Source organism: Desulfovibrio sp. (assembly GCF_014803725.1).
Taxonomy (GTDB): Bacteria; Desulfobacterota; Desulfovibrionia; order Desulfovibrionales; family Desulfovibrionaceae; genus Desulfovibrio.
Window position 1 is genome coordinate 30,648 of record NZ_JAAVBE010000023.1, and the last position, 16,378, is coordinate 47,025.

Below are 16,378 nucleotides of genomic sequence, written 5' to 3' on the forward strand. Positions count from 1 at the left end.
GAAAGTGGCGCACTTTGGGGCGCCTGTCCAGCGGCCCCGCGCCTGCGCTTGACACATTTTGTAATTTCGTGCTACTAATTTCACACCCGTTCACCACCATGACCCGGAGGTCCCATGCGCATCCCCCGTCTCGTTCCGGCCCTTGCGGCCCTTGTGTTCCTTCTCGCCCACGCAGGCCCGGCTCGGGCGCATTTCGGCATGATCATCCCGTCGGCACCCACGGTGACGGAAAAAGCCGCCGCCGACCTCACGCTGGACATCGCCTTCGCCCACCCGCGGGAGCGCAAGGGCATGGACATGGCAAAGCCCCGCGCCTTCACCGTCACCCGCGACGGCACAACCGAGGACCTGCTGCCCGCGCTTACGGAAGCGAATTTTCTCGACCACAAAGCCTGGCAGACGCGCTACAGGGTGCAGCGCCCCGGCGTCTACCAGTTCGCCGTGGAGCCGGAGCCCTATTTTGAGCCCGCGGAAAACGCCCTTATCATCCATTACGCCAAGACCGTGGTGGCCGCCTTCGGCGCGGAGGACGGCTGGGCCGAGCCGCTGGGCCTCAAGACCGAAATTGTCCCGCTGACGCGGCCCTTCGCCAACTATGCGGGCAATGTGTTCGCGGGCCGCGTGCTCCTCGACGGCAAGCCCGTGCCCGGGGCCGAAGTGGAGGTGGAGTACTGGAACCGCGAAGGCAGGCACGAGGCGCCCAACGAGTATTTTGTCACCCAGGTGGTGCGCGCGGACGAAAACGGCGTCTTTGTCTACGGCGTGCCCTGGGCCGGCTGGTGGGGCTTTGCGGCCCTCTCCGAGGGCGGCGAGCGCCCGGGCCCGGACGGCAAGCCCGTCAACGTGGAACTGGGCGCCGTGCTCTGGACGAATTTTGCCGCGCCCGTCACGCGCTAGCAGCAAATCCGGGGAACAACCATGCACATCGCAGAAGGCGTCCTTTCCCCCGCGGTGCTGGGGGCCGGGGCCGTGCTCGGCGCGGCGGGCGTGGCCTTAGGCCTGCGCCGCATGGACGCGGGCCGCATCATGGAGGTGGGCATCCTTTCCGCCGCCTTCTTCGTGGGCTCGCTCATCCATGTGCCCATCGGCGTCACCAGCGCCCACTTGCTGCTCACCGGGCTGCTCGGCGTGCTCATAGGGTGGGCGGCCTTCCCGGCCATCCTCGCGGCGCTGCTGCTCCAGGCGCTGCTCTTCCAGTACGGCGGCCTGACCACCCTCGGCGTCAACACCTTCACCATGGGGAGCTCGGCCGTGCTCGCCTGGTATGCGTGGCGCGGCATCCGCCGCCACTGGCCCGGCCCGGCGGGCGAGAAGTTCGCCGCCTTTTGCGGCGGGGCGCTCGGCGTGGCCCTTTCCGCCCTCTTGACGGCGTGTGCCCTCGCCTTTACCAATGAGGGCTTCCTCACGGCGGCCAAGCTGCTCCTGCTGGCGCATTTGCCGGTCATGGCGGCCGAGGGCTTCATCACCATGATCACCGTGGGCTTCATCGCCCGTGTGCGGCCCGAAATGCTCGCCGAGGCCCTGCCCGTGAGCGCCCGGCCAGCGAGCCCCCGCAAGGAGGACTGAGATGCCCCGCAGCTTCCCCATTTTGCCGCGCCTGCTCCCCGTGGCGCTCCTCCTTGCCGCGCTGGCGCTGCCCGCGGACGCGCTGGCGCACCGCGTCAACATCTTCGCCTGGGTCGAAGGCGAGAACATCGTGGTGGAGTGCGGCTTCAACCGCGCCGCGCCCGTGCGCGACGGCCTCGTGACCGTCTATGACGCCGCTGACGGCAAGGAACTGCTTCAGGGGCGCACCAACGAGCGCGGGGTCTTCGTGTTCGCCTTGCCCGAGCCCGTGCGTCATGGCCACGGACTGCGCATCGAGATCAATGCCGGCGAGGGCCATGTCAATGACTGGACCATGACGGCCGCGGAAATCAACGAGGCCCGGGACCTGAGCCACGGCTTTCAGCAAAACGCCCAGGCATCCGCTGCGCCCGCCGCGCCCGCTTCTGCCGCCATCACCCCGGCAGAACCGGCTCCGGATACCAAGACTGCCGCCGACGGCCCCCTCACGGCGCCCGCAGTGCGGGCCATCGTGGCCGAGACGCTGAACAGCGGCCTCGCGCCCATCCGGCGGGAGCTCGCCGCCCTGTCCTCACCCGGGCCCTCGGTGCGCGACATCGTGGGCGGCCTCGGCTGGATCATGGGCCTTGTCGGCATCGCCTGCTGGTTCATGGCCCGGCGCAGGCAACAGAAGCCCTAGGCCGTGGCAGCACAGCTCCAAAGCATCGACCCGCGCGCCCGCCTCGCCGCGGCTGCCCTCCTCTCCCTGTGCGTGGCCGTGGCGCAGTCTCTGCCCGCCTGTCTCGCGGGCCTTGCGTTGGGCCTCGCCCTGCTCCTCGCGGCGCGGCCACCCCAGCGGGAGCTCGGGCGCCGGGCGTGCGCCGTCAATATCTTCCTGCTCTTCCTCTGGTGCGTGACGCCCTGGACCACGCCGGGCAACGTCGTCTGGAGCCTCGGCCCGATGACCGTGACCGGGGAGGGCCTGTGGCTCAGCCTGCTCGTGAGCCTCAAGGCCAATGCCATCTGCGCCCTCTTCACCGCGCTGACCGCGGGCATGGACATCGCGACCCTGGGCCACGCCCTGCGCCGCCTCGGCTGCCCGCAGGGCCTGACGTGGCTCCTGCTCTTCATGGGGCGCTATATCCACGTCATCCACGACGAATGGCACGCGCTGATGACGGCCGCGCGCCTGCGCTGCTTTGTGCCCAAAAGCAACGCCCACACCTGGCGCACCCTCGCCACCCTGCTCGGCCTCTTGCTTGTGCGCAGCCATGACCGCGCCCGCCGCGTCCACGAGGCCATGCTGCTGCGCGGGTTCACGGGCAGCTTCCGCCCGCTGGACACCTTCGCCTGGCGCGCCCGGGACACGGCCTTCTCCGCGGTGCTGCTCATCTGCGCCGCCCTTCTCATCTGGACAGAACTTTACGGAGGCCCCCATGCCTGAAACCGCGCCCCTGCTCGACATCCGCGGTCTCTGCTTCGCCTATGCCGGGGGCGGCGCGGGCCGGCCGGCGCTCCATGACGTGAGCCTCACGCTCAAGCCCGGGCAGCGCCTCGGCCTGTACGGGCCCAACGGCAGCGGCAAGACCACGCTCTTCCGCTGCATCACCGGGCTTGAGACGCCGCAAAAGGGCGAGATCTTCCTCAACGGCGCGCCCGTGCGCACGGAAAAAGATTTTCGCGTCCTGCGCCGCGCCGTGGGCTATGTGCTCCAGAACGCCGACGACCAGCTCTTCTTCCCCACGGTGCTGGAGGACGTGGCCTTCGGCCCGCTCAACCTTGGGCTTGCGCCCGAAGAGGCCCGCGCCCGTGCGGAGGAGACGCTGACGAGCCTCGGCCTGGCCGACTACGGGGAGCGACTGGCGTACCGCCTTTCCGGCGGCGAAAAAACGCTGGTGGCCCTGGCCACCGTCCTTGCCATGCGGCCCGAGGCGCTGCTCCTCGACGAGCCCACCACCGGCCTCGACGCGGACGCGCGCGAGCGCATCATCGAGGTGCTCAACGGCCTCCCCACCGCGCGCATCGTGATTTCGCACGACTGGGACTTTCTCGAGCGCGTGGCCGGCGAGATCTGGGGCATGGACAAGGGCCGTTTGCAAACCGGCGTGCCCCTTGAAGCCCACACGCACCGCCACGCCCACCCGCTCGGGCAGGTCCCGCACGCCCACGGCGCTTAGGGCATCCTGAAAAGCCGCGCCCCGGCGCCCACCCTTGACGCGGGCCTTGCCTTTAGCCACTATGGCGGCATGTCCGAGCTCGAAACGGCTGCGGATCCCGGCCCGGCGGACGGCTCGCCCTTTCCCCCGGTGGGCCGGGCGGAAAGCGGCCAGAAACTCCTCCAATTTCTCCAGCGTCGGCTCAACCTGCCCCCGGCCCTGCTCCATCGCTGGATACGCACCGGCCAGATCCGCCTCAACGGGCGCCGGGCCAAGCCCTTCGCGCGCGTGAACGAGGGCGATCTCGTGCGCCTGCCGCCCTTTGCCGGCGCCCTTGCCGCCCAGGCCGGCGCGCCCCTCACGGACGGCCACGCCGCCGAGCCCCCGCAGGCCGCGCGGGGCACGGAGGATGCACCGCCCCTGCCGCCGCTCATCGGCACTTTCGGCGACATCTGGGCCTTCCACAAGCCCGCGGGCCTTCCCACCCATCCCGGCACCGGCCATGAGGACAGCCTGAGCACACGGCTCGCTGCGCATGCGCCGGGGGCGGCCTTTCCGCCCACGCCCGCGCACCGGCTGGACAAGGACACCTCGGGCATCCTCCTCGTGGCGGCCACGCACGAGGCCCTGCGCGACCTCCAGCAGGCCTTCCGCGAGCGGCGCATGGTCAAGGAATATGTGGCCTGGGTCGCCGGGAAGTGGCCCGACGCCGAGCCGCGCCTGTTGCGCGCCCATGTGCATAAGGAAGGCGCGCCCGGGGCGGAGCGCATGCGCGTCTGCGCGCCGGGCGGCGAGCCCCCGGACGCCCGCGAGGCGCTCTGCGTGGTGCGGCCGCTCGCCACCGGCGATGCCGCGAGCCTGCTCCAGATCCGGCTCATCACCGGGCGCACCCACCAGATCCGCGTGCAATTGGCGGCGCTCGGCCATCCCGTCCTCGGGGACGGCAAGTACGGCCGCGGCCGGCGCGACGGCTGCACGGGCATGTGCCTGCACGCGCTGCGCGTCATCCTGCCCGACGGGCGCGCCCTCGAGTGCCTGCCGGACTGGACGCCGCCCTACGCCCTCAAGGCCCTGCCGGAACCGATACCAACGGAGGCCGAGGAAGCGGCCCCCCACCATATTTCCCCCATCCCCGCCGCCGGGGCCGAACCCGGCGTGCCGCACTGAAACCGGCGCATCCGGCGCCGCATGCCAGAGGCTCACCGTGCCAGAAGCTCCCGCTGAAAAACTCCCCGTGGTCGTGCTTCTCGGGCGCCCCAATGTGGGCAAGTCCACCCTGTTCAACCGGCTCATCAGGAGCAACCGCGCCATCACCCACGACATGCCGGGCGTCACGCGCGACCGCATGGAGGGCATCGTGCGCCGCAAGGGCCAGCCCTCTTTCGCTGTCATCGACACGGGCGGCATCACCCTTGACGCCCATGCCGGCGTGGCCGAGGGGCCCGAGGGCATCCGCGGCTTCGAGGCCCACATCCTCGCCCAGGCCGACGCCGCCCTCGCCACCGCCGCCGCCGTGGCCCTCGTCGTGGACGGCCGGGCCGGCCTCTTGCCGCTGGACGAGCATCTGGCCGCCCATGTGCGCCGCAAGGGCCTGCCCACGCTCTGCGTGGTCAACAAGGTGGACGGGGCGGAGCACGAGGACGAGCAAGTGGCGGAATTCCACGCCCTGGGCTTCCCGCTTCTGGCCGTCTCGGCCGAGCACGGGCACCACATGCCGGCACTCGCCGAAGACCTCGCCGCGCTCGTCTCGCGCGAGGGGGCGGAGCTCGCCGCGCCGCCCGAGGCCCCGGCCCTGCGGCTTGCCATGCTCGGCCGCCCCAATGCGGGCAAGTCCTCGCTGGTCAACGCCCTCGCCGGCGAGGAACGGATGATTGTCTCCGACGTGGCCGGCACCACGCGCGACAGCGTGGACGTGCGCTTCACGCGGGGCGGCCGCGACTATGTGTTCGTGGATACGGCCGGCGTGCGGCGGCGCACGCGCATCGAGGACAGCGTGGAGAAGTATTCGGTGAACGCGGCCATCAAGTCCACCACCAAGGCCGACGTGACCGTGCTCGTGCTGGACGTGGCCGAGGGCGTGAGCCAGCAGGACAAAAGGCTCATCGACATGCTGGACACGCGGCGCATCCCCTTCCTCATCTGCCTCAACAAGTGCGACCTCGTGCCCCGCGGCCAGCTGGACGCCGCCAAGAAGCGCGTGGACGAGATCCTGGCTTTCTGCCGCTATGTGCCTGTCCTGCCCGTTTCCGCGCACACCGGCAAGGGCCTTGACGCCATCCTGCCCATGGCCGAGGAGATCAAGCGCGAGTGCGGCGTGCGCGTGCCCACGGGCCAGCTCAACCGCGCCATGGAAGCGGCGCTCACGAGGCACCAGCCGCCGGTGGTGCGCCGTTCGCGGGCCAAGTTCTTCTATATGACGCAGGCCGAGTCCGAGCCGCCCACCTTTGTCTTCTTCGTCAATGATGCCGACCGCGTGCCCGAGAGCTATGTGCGCTATCTCGAGCGCACCCTGCGCGAGATGTTCGGCATAAAACATGCGCCCATGCGCATCCATCTGCGCTCGAGCCACAAGAAAAGGGGGGAGTAGGGCCGCAAATGGCGCGCCGGGGGCCGGCCTGCCGATTGACAGGCTTGCCGCAATAGGGCACAACATGACACTTCCCCACGCGAGACCTGTGCGCGCTTTTCAGCCGGGGCCGTCTTCTTCAGGCAGCCCCGGGGCTGGCGCCCGCGCCCCGCGTTTTTGCAGCCCCGTTTTTCAGTTTTTTAAGGAGACCCGCACATGAAAAAAGGCATGGCTCTTTTCGCAATGGCCTGCTTCCTCGCCTGCGGCGCGGCCGTGAACGCGGCCGACAGCATCAAGATCGGCGTGCAGGGCGCCCATTCCGGCGACCTCGCCTCCTACGGCGTGCCCAGCCTCAACGCGGTCAAGATCGTGGCCGAGCAGGCCAACGCCAAGGGCGGCGTTTTGGGCAAGCAGGTGGAAGTCGTCGCCCAGGACGACCAGTGCAAGCCCGAGATGGCCACCAGCGCCGCCACCAAGCTCATCTCCGACCAGGTGGGCGTGGTCGTGGGGCCCATCTGCTCCGGCCCCACCACGGCCTCGCTGCCGCTTTTCCAGGAGGCTGGCCTCATCGCCGTGTCGCCCACGGCCACCACGCCGGGCCTCACCGAAACCGGCAAGAACCCGCTCTTCTTCCGCACGGTGGCCAACGACAATGCCCAGGCCAAGCTGACGAGCGACTTCATGCTCAACAACCTGAAGGCGAAGAAGATCGCCTACCTGCATGACAACGGCGACTACGGCAAGGGCTTTGCGGACAATAATCGCGCCCTCATGGAAAAGGGCGGCGCCGAGACCGTGCTCTTCGAGGCCGTGACCCCGGACGCCGTGGACTTTTCCGCCGTGGTGCGCAAGCTGCGCCGCGCCAAGCCCGACATCGTGGTCTTCGGCGGCTATCAGCCCGTGGCCTCCAAGCTCGTGCAGCAGATGCGCCGCGACCGCCTCGACACGCCCTTCATCGGCCCGGACGGCGTCAAGGACGAGACCTTCCTCAAGATGACCGGCAAGGACAGCGAGGGCGTCTACGCCTCCTATCCCAAGGACACGAGTTCTCTCGAGGAATACAAGCACGCCCGCGACGCCCATGTGAAGGCGTACGGCAGCGAGCCCGGCTTCGGCTACTACAACGCCTATGCGGCGGCGCAGTGCCTTTTGGACGCCATCGCCAAGACCGGCGGCACGGACACTGCCAAGATCAAGGAAGCCCTGCGCACCAACGCCGTGGACACGCCGCTCGGCAAGATCCGCTTCAATGACAAGGGCGACGCCGCCGGCATGGCGCTTTCCATCTACCAGGTGAAAGACGGCAAGTTCGTGGAGCTGGACCACAGCGTGGTCCTCGAATAATCCGCCGGGCGCGGGCGGCCGTTCGGCCCTCTCCCGACAATCGTGCCGCCGGGCCTCGATGCGCCCGGCGGCAGCGCGACGCTCCTTCCCGCAAGCAGAACGCGGACGCAGATGGACATCCAGTTCTTCATCGAGCTCTTCTTCGGCGGCCTCACCCGGGGCAGCATCTACGCGCTCATCGCGCTCGGGTATACGCTCGTCTACGGCATCATCGAGCTCATCAACTTCGCCCACGGCGAGATTTACATGCTCGGCGCCTTCACGGCCCTGCTCGTGGCCGGGGCGCTCGGCGTCTACGGCTTCCCGGCAGGCGGCATCCTCGTGGTGGCGGCGCTCGTGGCCGTCATCTGGTGCGCGGCCTACGGCTACACGCTGGAAAAGGTGGCCTACAAGCCCCTGCGCGGCGCGCCGCGTCTTTCGCCGCTCATATCGGCCATCGGCATGTCCATCTTCCTCCAGAACTATGTGCTTTTGGCGCAGACCTCGGACTTCGTGCCCTTTCCGCGCCTTCTGCCGGAAATGGAATTTCTCGAGTACATCGACTATGTCATGGGCCCGAGCGACTTCCTCATCCTGCTCGTGAGCACGCTCGCCATGGTGGCGCTCTCGCTCTTCATCCGCTTCACGCGCATGGGCAAGGCCATGCGGGCCACGGCGCAGAACCGCAAGATGGCGCTTTTGCTCGGCATCAACGCGGACTGGATCATCTCGCTGACCTTCATCATCGGCTCGGCCCTGGCCGCGCTCGGCGGGGTGCTCATCGCCTCGCACATGGGCCAGGTGAACTTCGGCATCGGCTTCATCGCGGGCCTCAAGGCCTTTACCGCGGCCGTGCTCGGCGGCATCGGCTCCATCCCCGGGGCCATGGTGGGCGGCCTCGTGCTCGGCCTCGCCGAGAGCTTCACCACCGGCTATTTCTCCGGCAATTACGAGGATATCCTGGCTTTCGCCATCCTCATCCTCATCCTCATCTTCCGCCCGGACGGCATCCTGGGCAAAGCCAAGGTGCAGAAGGTCTAGCCATGCACAAGCTCGGCAAAGCCCTCATCACCGCCGTATGGTTCATGGTCCTGACCCTCCCGGTCATGGGCATCCGCCTGAACCTGCTGGAAAATTCCGTCCAGTGGCGCTTTGACCGCATCCTCGCCCTGGGCGTGGCCATCTTCTTTCTCTCTCTGCTCTGGAACTGGTGTTTCGCGCGCAAGGCGCGGGGGCTGCCGCTCGTGGCCGTGCCGCCGGCGCTGGCGGCCTGCGTGGACGAGATCCGGGCGCAGCCCGTGCTTCGGCGCGGTGGCCTCGCGCTGCTTGTGCTGTGCCTGCTCGCCATGCCGCTCGTGGGCTCCTTCTACCAGACCAACATCATGATCTCGGCCATGCTCTACATCATGCTGGCGCTCGGCCTGAGCATCGTGGTCGGGCTGGCGGGCCAGCTGGTGCTCGGCTATGTGGCCTTTTACGCCGTGGGCGCCTATGCCTACGGCCTTTTGAACCAGTTTTTCGGCTGGGGCTTCTGGACATGCCTGCCCATCGGGGGCTTGCTCGCGGCGCTCTTCGGCCTGGGCCTGGGCTTCCCGGTGCTGCGCCTGCGCGGCGACTACCTTGCCATCGTCACCCTGGGCTTCGGCGAGATCGTCCGCCTCGGCATGCTCAACTGGACGAGCCTCACCGGGGGGCCGCGCGGGATCAGCGACATCCCGCGCCCCGGCTTCTTCGGCATGGAGATGGGGATCAACGAGTCCACCATCTACATTTATTATCTCGTGCTCGCCGCCGTGGCCGTCACCGTGGCGGTCATCTCGCGCCTCAAGAACTCGCGCGTGGGGCTCGCGCTCCAGGCCTTGCGCGAGGACGAGATCGCCTGCGAAGCCATGGGCATCGACATCACGCGGGTCAAGCTCTCGGCCTTCGCGCTCGGCTCCTGCTGGGCGGGCTTTGCCGGCGTGATCTTCGCCGCCAAGACGACCTTCATCAATCCCTCGAGCTTCACCTTCATGGAGTCGGCCATGATCCTCTCCATGGTGGTCTTGGGCGGCATGGGCTCCATCTCGGGCGTGATCATCGCGGCCATCATCCTTATCCTCGCGCCCGAATATCTGCGCGCCTTTTCCGAATACCGCATGCTCATCTTCGGGGCCATCATGGTCATCATGATGATCTTCCGGCCGCAGGGGCTCATCAGCGGAGAGCGGCGGCATTACCGCATCAGCGCGCTTCAGGGCGCGAAAGAGGGCGCGGGCGCCGCTGAGCCCACTGGCGGGGGCAGGTCATGAAGCCCGTGCTCGAGGTGGAGGACCTCTCCCAGAATTTCGGCGGCCTCAGGGCGCTCAACGACCTGAGCCTGCATGTGGACGCGCAGGAGATCGTGGCCCTCATCGGGCCCAACGGCGCGGGCAAGACCACCTTTTTCAACTGCGTGACCGGCATCTACACGCCCACCGAGGGCCGGGTCTACCTCTATGACGCCGAGGGCGAGCGGCACCTGCTCAACGGCAAGAAGCCGCACGCCATCACGGCACTGGGCATGGCGCGCACCTTCCAGAACATTCGGCTGTTCAACGAGATGACGGTGCTCGAAAACGTCATGGTGGGGCGGCACTGCCGCACGCACGCGGGCATCCTCGGGGCGCTTGCACGGGGGCCGCACACCCGGCGCGAGGAGCAGGAGAGCATCGACGTGAGTTATGCCCTGCTCGAGAGCGTCAACCTGCAGGAAGTCTGGAACGAGACCGCGCGCAACCTCGCCTACGGCGCGCAGCGACGCCTCGAGATCGCCCGGGCCCTCGCCACCGAGCCGCGCATGCTGCTCCTCGACGAGCCCGCCGCCGGCATGAACCCGCAGGAGACGCGTGAGCTCGAGGCTCTCGTGCGCGGCATCCGCGCCTCGCGCGAGATCTCCATCCTGCTCATCGAGCACGACATGAGCATGGTCATGTCCCTCTCTGACCGCATCTACGTCATGGAATACGGCTCCTGCATCGCGCAGGGCACGCCCGAGGAAGTGCGCGGCGACCCGCGCGTCATCAAGGCCTACCTGGGAGAAAGCGATGCTTGAGATGCGCGGCGTGGACTCCTATTACGGCAATATCCAGGCCTTGCGGGATATTTCGCTGCATGTGGACGACGGCGAGATCGTCACCCTCATCGGCGCCAACGGCGCGGGCAAGTCCACCACCCTGATGACCATCTGCGGCATCATCCGCCCGCGGCGCGGCGAGATTTTCTGGAACGGCAAGCCCATTCACGAGCTCGCGCCGCACGAGATCGTCATGCTCGGCATCTCGCAGGTGCCGGAGGGGCGCCTCATCTTCCCGGACCTGAGCGTGCAGGAAAACCTCGACCTCGGGGCCTTTCTTAGGCGCGACCCGCAGGGCGTGCGTGAGGACATGGACTATGTGTTCGAGCTCTTCCCCATCCTCGCCGAGCGGCGCCGCCAGGCCGGGGGCACCCTCTCGGGCGGCGAGCAGCAGATGCTCGCCATCAGCCGCGCGCTCATGGCCCGGCCCTCGCTGCTCTTGCTGGACGAGCCCTCCCTGGGGCTCGCGCCCATCATCATCCAGCAGATTTTCGCCATCATCGGCCGGGTGAACGCCAACGGCACCACGGTCTTTCTCGTGGAGCAGAACGCCAACCAGGCGCTACGCATCGCGCACCGCGGCTACGTGATGGAGAATGGGCGCATCGCCATGGAGGGCTTGGCGCAGGACCTGCTCCAGAGCCCGGAAGTGCGCAGCGCGTATTTGGGCATGTAGGCGGTTCCAGTCCATCCTTCTCATTGGTTTGTGCGTTGAGTTGGGACTGTGCCTGCGCTGCCCTAGGAATGCCGAAATTATCCGTCAAAAACAGCCCGCGGTGAAGTTCCTCGCCGCGGGCTGTCTTTAGTCTGTACTGCCGGGTCGGTCCTGCTAGATGCTGATCTTGCCGCCGAGCAGCTTGATGAATTCGGCCATCCACGCGGGATGCGCGGGCCACGCGGGCGCGGTGACGAGCATGCCGTCCACCACGGCGTTGCTGCACGCGGCGTTGGGGTCGGCCCAGGTGGCGCCGGCGTCCACCACGTCGGGCTTCACCGCGGGGTAGGCCGTGCAGGTTGTGCCCTTGAGGACGCCCGCGGCCACGAGGATCTGCGGGCCGTGGCAAATGGCGGCGATGGGCTTTTTGGCGGCGTGGAACTCGCGCACGATGTCGAGGATGCGCTCGTTGAGGCGCAGGTATTCGGGCGCGCGCCCGCCGGGAATGACAAGGCCCGCGTATTCCTTCACATCCACGGTGTCAAAGTCGTGGTTGATGGCGAAATTGTGGCCGCGCTTCTCGCTGTAGGTCTGGTCGCCCTCGAAGTCGTGGACCGCCGTCTTGACCGTATCCCCGGCGCGCTTGCCCGGGCAGACGGAATGCACTTCATAGCCCGCCATCTGGAGCATCTGGAAGGGGACCATGGCTTCGTAATCTTCCACATAGTCCCCGGCCAGCAACAGGATCTTCTTCATGGCGTCTCCCCTTTTGGGCCGCGGATGGGTTCCGGCGGCCGCGGTTTAAGCGGTTTCCTTTTCCCGTGTATTCCAGTATATCCGCACTCAACGCCTCTTCGCAAGCGTGCGGAAGGCACAGAGACCGGGAGTGGCCCATGCCGATGTTTGAATTTTGCTGTCGCGCCTGCGGCAAGGTTTTTGAAGAACTGCTCAAAAGCGGCGACGCGCCGGCGCCAGCCTGCCCCAAGTGCGGCGCGGCCGACACCGAGCGCCGTATCACCGCGCCCTCGCCCCTGAAAACCGGCGCCTTCCCCTTCAAGCCTGGGCCGGTGCGCCCACTCGGCACGGGCGGCCCCTCCTGCGGGGCTTGCGGGAGCGGCAGCTGCGGGGCCTAGCCAGCTCCCTTGCGGGCGCGGCAGGAATGCGCGCCTATATTTTCCCCTGCCCTAATGCTTTCTTGCAAACGGCCGATGAATCCGGTAGTTTGGCACTCTAGGGTGTCTTCCTCCCCGCATGGGGAAAGCACGCTGACGCGGCGGTGGCGCCGCGCTTCCGCCCGCAGTTCCGGGCGTGGAGGCGCCGCGACAGGGCCGCACTAGGAGGAGACCGCATCATGCCCGTTCCTGTTGTCTACAATCCCGTCCAGCCCATTGACATCACCGACAATGTCCTGACCATGCTCGGCCAGAAAATGGGCCACGGCCACGAGCTCACCCTTTCCGAACGGCTCATGGCCATGACGGCCACGGCCGCCACCACGGCCGACCGTTACGGGCCGGGGCCGGCCGACATGGTGGTGTCGAAGCCGGAACTCCCCGAAACCGTCAAGGGCGTCCTGGCGAGCTATATCGGCTGAACCGCTTTCGGCTGCCTGGGGTTGCGGGCCAAAAGACGCGTTCCCGGCCCGCAGCCCCGGCGCCCGCATGCGAAGAGGTGCCCCGAAGCGCCGCGGAGACAAGTGTGAACGAATCCATCGACGACCTCACCGTGGAATATGAGGAAAACGGCCAGCTCCTCGTCAAGGAGATCGACAAGGCCGTGCTCTCCAAGGGCGCCTGGACGACCATCCTCTTCCGCTACCAGCAATGGCAGCCGGAGACCGGCGACTACGGGCCGGACAAGTACGTTATCCAGCGCTACAAAAAGTCCGGCGGCGAATATCGCCGGCAATCCAAGTTCAATATTTCCAGCAGCGAGCAGGCCCGCAAGATCGTGGACACGCTTTCCGCCTGGATTGACAGCGCCGATGCCTGAGCGCCGCGCGGCATGAGAGGACACGCATGAAACTTCAGGACATTCCCGGCATCCACAAGACCCGCATCGTGCTCAGGACCCTGGGCGTCCAGTTCTGCATCCTGCTCGGCATCCTCGTGGCGCTGTGGGGACTGCAAAGGCTCTATTCCGCCGTGGACCAGACCTCCTTCCCCGAGGCCATGGCCCTGCCGGAGAACGCGGCCAACCTCCCCGAGAACGAAAAGGGCAAGATCCTGCTCGACGCCATCACCTACCAGATGCGCCACGAGCTTGATTCCACCTTCGGCTGGACCTTCAACGACATCATCTTCAACCGCTTCTTCTTCGATAACCGCGCCTACCGCCAGTACGGCGTGTATCACGCCACCAAGTTCCTGCTCGACCTCTATTCCAGCCAGATCGCCAAGCTCGGCGCCAGCGACCGCGAGAGCGAATTCCTCTACAAGGCGCGCATCAACAATTTCGCCATCGACCCGCGCAGTTTCATGTTCCCCTCGGCGGAGGGCTCCTACAAGAAGGGGCTCAAGCTGCTCGAGCAGTACAAGAACTCGCTGGACACGGGCAAGGGCGTCTACAACTGCCGCACCGACGACCTCTACGCCTCCTTCGTGACCGTCACCGGCGAGAACATGCTCGGCTACTGCCTCGGCCTGCTCGAAAACTCGCAGGAAATGCACTTCTATGAGCTCGACAACCGCATCTACGAGGTGCAGGGCATCTGCCTCGTGCTGCGCGACTTCATCAACACCCTCTATGCGCTCTATCCCGAGATCAGCGCCAAGAACAACGCCGAGAACATGAGCGCGGCCATGGGGTATCTTGACCGCATCTGCACTTATGACCCGCTGTGCATCACCTCGTTCTTCAATTCCGGCGAGCTCGTGACCTCCTGGCTGCTCTTCGCCAAGGCGCGGCTTGAGGACATCCGCGACAGTATCCGCATGTAAGCGGCGCAGGCATCGTAAAAGAAAAGGCCGCTCCCGAAATGCCGGGGACGGCCTTTTTGTTTTTGTTGTGTTACACGATACAGCGATTAAATCTTCCTTATGTCCGTCTGGAGCGAAGCGGAAGACGGGTGCTGGTGCCGGAAGAATCCTAAAAAATAAGATTTTTTGCTGCTGGCAAGGAAGATAAAAATTTTCGCAGGGAGTGTACTCAAGTACTCGACCAAGAAAATTTTTCTCTGACGCAGCCAGCAGCAAAAAGGCTGTTTTTGACGGATAATTTCGGCATTACTCAGGCCGCCCGGACACACATATGCCTCGAAAGCATGACAACGCCCAAGGCCTTGTTGCAGGAGCCTGTGGAGCTCACGACTCAACTCCCAGCGCCAGAAGCTGCACGGCCGCCAGGTGCTCCAGCTCCTCGCTCATGGTGAGGGCGGCGCCGAGGCTCGGTGCAAAGGCGCAGAGGCCGTGCCCCTCCATCCACACGGCGCCGCCGGCCGCGTTCACGGCAGTTTCCGGCAGCGTGGCCGCGGCTCTCGCCACGGCGTGCGCCAGTTCCCGCGTGCCCGGTGCAAGCGCCGGCGCCACAGCCAGCCGGGTGCGCCAGACATCGGCCTCGAAAAGCGGCAGGCGCAGCAGGCCCTTGGCGCCCTCACCCCGCTCCCGCAAGACGAGGGAGAGGGCGAGCAGCCGGCGCGGATGGGTGTGCAGCACGGCCCCGCACTCCGGCCGGGTAGCGTAGAGCGCCAGATGCACCGCCGCCTCCGAGGAGGCCGGCCCGTTGGCGAGGCAGGCACCCGTGGCCGCATCCATGAGGCACAGATCCGCGGGCGTGAGGCGCCCCTTGGCCGCGCCCGTGCGCGTCATGCAGAGCAGCCCCGCGCAGCCGCCGGACGCCTCCAGACGCAGGCTGGCGTTGCCGTTGCAGCCGGAAAGCAGGCCCTCCTGCCAGGCGTCGCGGCACACGGCGCGAAGCTCCTCCACGGCGCGGCACAGAAGCTCCGGCGAGGGCATGGCGGCCGCCACGCCGTTTTCTCCCTTACCATCCTTCATCGTCCCGCTCCTTCGGGCGCGGTCTCGAAATGGTCAAAGCCGCGCAGCCCTGTCAGGGCTTCGCCGTTGCAGGTGAGGCCGCCGCCGTCCGTCACCGTGCCGATGGCCATGAAGCCCGGGATGCCCGCGTGCAGCGCGGGCAGCATGTCGGGCGCGCAGGCGCCGAGCAGGGCATAGTCCTCCCCGCCGAGCAGGGCCTCGTGCACGGGGTTTTTGCCGGTTTCGGCGGCATGGCGCAGCACTTCCGCATGCAACAGGCGCTGCGGCAGCACGAGCTCCGCGCCCAGGGCATTCCCGTGCAGCCCAAGCTCGCCTGAGAGGCCGAGCAGGCGCGGCAGGTCGCGCAAAATGCCGTCCGAAAGGTCCATGAGCGCGGGCGGCCGGGCATTGCTGCCCGCGCGGGCGAGCATGAGGCCCGCGCCCACCTGCGGCTCGGGCCGCAAATGCGCGGCGCAGGCCGCGGGCCAGTCTTCCATGGCGGCGCGGCCGCGCTCTTCCAGTACGGCGAGGCCCACGCGGGCGAGCCCCAGCGGCCCCACCACAAAGAGCGCGTCGCCGGGGATGCTGCCCCCGCGGGAGAGAAAGGCGTCCATCTGCGTGCCGTGCGCGCTCTCGCCCCACACTGTCACCGAAATATGCAAGTCCTTGCTGCGCGAGAGGTCGCCCCCGGCCAGCGCCATACGCTGCTCGCGCGCAAGACCCGCCATGCCGCCGAAAAAGGCGTCCAGCCAGGCCATGTCGGCCCATTGGGGGAGGCCAAGGCAGAGCGTGAAGGCCAGCGGGCGCGCGCCGCAGCCCGCGAGGTCGCTCACGTTGACGGCCAGCGCCTTGTGGCCCAGCTCCTCCGGGGTGAAATAGGAACGGCGAAAGTGCACGTCTTCCAGAAAGAGGTCGCTGCTGACGCAGAGCGGGCGCTCCGCGCGGAGCACGGCGCAGTCGTCGCCGCGGCCGAGCAGGAGCGAGGGATGCGTGTTGGGGAAGTGACGGCCGAGCAGGCCGAGGATGCCGTCCTCCGAGGGCACGGACGGCGCGGGCGCGGACAGCATT

The 16,378-nt window shown here is 67.3% G+C and carries 19 protein-coding genes; 16 read left to right on the forward strand and 3 right to left on the reverse strand.

All coding sequences use genetic code 11. From position 1 onward, the window contains the following. Positions 1-114: 114 nt before the first annotated feature. The 12 genes from HDR50_RS08470 to HDR50_RS08525 all read left to right on the forward strand — a co-directional run bounded on the left by HDR50_RS08470 (position 115) and on the right by HDR50_RS08525 (position 11,360). Positions 115-897: a DUF4198 domain-containing protein gene (locus tag HDR50_RS08470; RefSeq protein ID WP_291357697.1), complete on the forward strand. Its 783-nt coding sequence runs from the start codon at positions 115-117 to the stop codon at positions 895-897. A gap of 21 nt (positions 898-918) precedes the next feature. Continuing rightward, positions 919-1,566, forward strand: coding sequence for a cobalt transporter CbiM (gene cbiM, locus HDR50_RS08475; protein WP_291357698.1), 648 nt, complete (start codon positions 919-921; stop codon positions 1,564-1,566). A gap of 1 nt (position 1,567) precedes the next feature. Beyond that, positions 1,568-2,245, forward strand: coding sequence for a cobalamin biosynthesis protein CbiL (locus tag HDR50_RS08480; RefSeq protein ID WP_291357699.1), 678 nt, complete (start codon positions 1,568-1,570; stop codon positions 2,243-2,245). 3 nt (positions 2,246-2,248) lie between these two features. Further along, positions 2,249-2,989: a cobalt ECF transporter T component CbiQ gene (cbiQ, locus tag HDR50_RS08485; protein WP_291357700.1), complete on the forward strand. Its 741-nt coding sequence runs from the start codon at positions 2,249-2,251 to the stop codon at positions 2,987-2,989. Next, positions 2,982-3,722: an ABC transporter ATP-binding protein gene (locus HDR50_RS08490; RefSeq protein ID WP_291357701.1), complete on the forward strand. Its 741-nt coding sequence runs from the start codon at positions 2,982-2,984 to the stop codon at positions 3,720-3,722. Before cbiQ ends, HDR50_RS08490 begins: the two co-directional genes overlap by 8 nt. A gap of 69 nt (positions 3,723-3,791) precedes the next feature. Next, positions 3,792-4,868: an RluA family pseudouridine synthase gene (locus HDR50_RS08495; protein ID WP_291357702.1), complete on the forward strand. Its 1,077-nt coding sequence runs from the start codon at positions 3,792-3,794 to the stop codon at positions 4,866-4,868. A 37-nt stretch (positions 4,869-4,905) separates the two neighbouring features. Next, the gene (der, locus tag HDR50_RS08500; protein ID WP_291357703.1) at positions 4,906-6,288 is read left to right on the forward strand and encodes a ribosome biogenesis GTPase Der; all 1,383 of its coding nucleotides are present in this window, start codon (positions 4,906-4,908) and stop codon (positions 6,286-6,288) included. A gap of 195 nt (positions 6,289-6,483) precedes the next feature. Continuing rightward, the gene (locus tag HDR50_RS08505; RefSeq protein ID WP_291357704.1) at positions 6,484-7,611 is read left to right on the forward strand and encodes a branched-chain amino acid ABC transporter substrate-binding protein; all 1,128 of its coding nucleotides are present in this window, start codon (positions 6,484-6,486) and stop codon (positions 7,609-7,611) included. Positions 7,612-7,722: 111 nt separating this feature from the next. Beyond that, on the forward strand, positions 7,723-8,631 hold the full coding sequence (locus HDR50_RS08510; RefSeq protein ID WP_165079385.1) for a branched-chain amino acid ABC transporter permease LivH: 909 nt from the start codon (positions 7,723-7,725) through the stop codon (positions 8,629-8,631). A gap of 2 nt (positions 8,632-8,633) precedes the next feature. After that, a complete protein-coding gene (locus HDR50_RS08515) occupies positions 8,634-9,881 on the forward strand; it encodes a branched-chain amino acid ABC transporter permease (protein WP_291357705.1) in 1,248 nt (415 codons plus the stop codon). Further along, on the forward strand, positions 9,878-10,663 hold the full coding sequence (locus HDR50_RS08520) for an ABC transporter ATP-binding protein (RefSeq protein ID WP_291357706.1): 786 nt from the start codon (positions 9,878-9,880) through the stop codon (positions 10,661-10,663). Before HDR50_RS08515 ends, HDR50_RS08520 begins: the two co-directional genes overlap by 4 nt. Beyond that, positions 10,656-11,360: an ABC transporter ATP-binding protein gene (locus HDR50_RS08525; RefSeq protein ID WP_291357707.1), complete on the forward strand. Its 705-nt coding sequence runs from the start codon at positions 10,656-10,658 to the stop codon at positions 11,358-11,360. The genes HDR50_RS08520 and HDR50_RS08525 overlap by 8 nt, the downstream gene beginning before the upstream one ends. 153 nt (positions 11,361-11,513) lie before the next feature. On the opposite strand, the gene HDR50_RS08530 is transcribed toward HDR50_RS08525, so the two are convergent. Continuing rightward, positions 11,514-12,095 carry a DJ-1/PfpI family protein gene (locus tag HDR50_RS08530; RefSeq protein WP_291357708.1) on the reverse strand — a complete coding sequence of 194 codons (582 nt, stop codon included), beginning with the start codon at positions 12,093-12,095 and terminating at the stop codon, positions 11,514-11,516. Positions 12,096-12,232: 137 nt separating this feature from the next. On the opposite strand from HDR50_RS08530, the gene HDR50_RS08535 reads away from it, so the two are divergent. The 4 genes from HDR50_RS08535 to HDR50_RS08550 all read left to right on the forward strand — a co-directional run bounded on the left by HDR50_RS08535 (position 12,233) and on the right by HDR50_RS08550 (position 14,278). Beyond that, entirely contained in the window at positions 12,233-12,472 is a 240-nt protein-coding gene (locus tag HDR50_RS08535) for a zinc ribbon domain-containing protein (protein WP_291357709.1), read from the forward strand. A gap of 218 nt (positions 12,473-12,690) precedes the next feature. After that, on the forward strand, positions 12,691-12,933 hold the full coding sequence (locus HDR50_RS08540; protein ID WP_291357710.1) for a hypothetical protein: 243 nt from the start codon (positions 12,691-12,693) through the stop codon (positions 12,931-12,933). A gap of 104 nt (positions 12,934-13,037) precedes the next feature. Further along, on the forward strand, positions 13,038-13,331 hold the full coding sequence (locus tag HDR50_RS08545) for a hypothetical protein (RefSeq protein ID WP_165079378.1): 294 nt from the start codon (positions 13,038-13,040) through the stop codon (positions 13,329-13,331). Positions 13,332-13,357: 26 nt separating this feature from the next. Further along, entirely contained in the window at positions 13,358-14,278 is a 921-nt protein-coding gene (locus tag HDR50_RS08550; protein WP_291357711.1) for a DUF2333 family protein, read from the forward strand. A gap of 363 nt (positions 14,279-14,641) precedes the next feature. On the opposite strand, the gene HDR50_RS08555 is transcribed toward HDR50_RS08550, so the two are convergent. Then, positions 14,642-15,331, reverse strand: coding sequence for a class II aldolase/adducin family protein (locus HDR50_RS08555; RefSeq protein WP_291357712.1), 690 nt, complete (start codon positions 15,329-15,331; stop codon positions 14,642-14,644). Next, positions 15,328-16,377 carry a thiamine-phosphate kinase gene (gene thiL / locus HDR50_RS08560; RefSeq protein WP_291357713.1) on the reverse strand — a complete coding sequence of 350 codons (1,050 nt, stop codon included), beginning with the start codon at positions 16,375-16,377 and terminating at the stop codon, positions 15,328-15,330. Before thiL ends, HDR50_RS08555 begins: the two co-directional genes overlap by 4 nt. Between the last annotated feature and the right edge of the window lies 1 nt (position 16,378).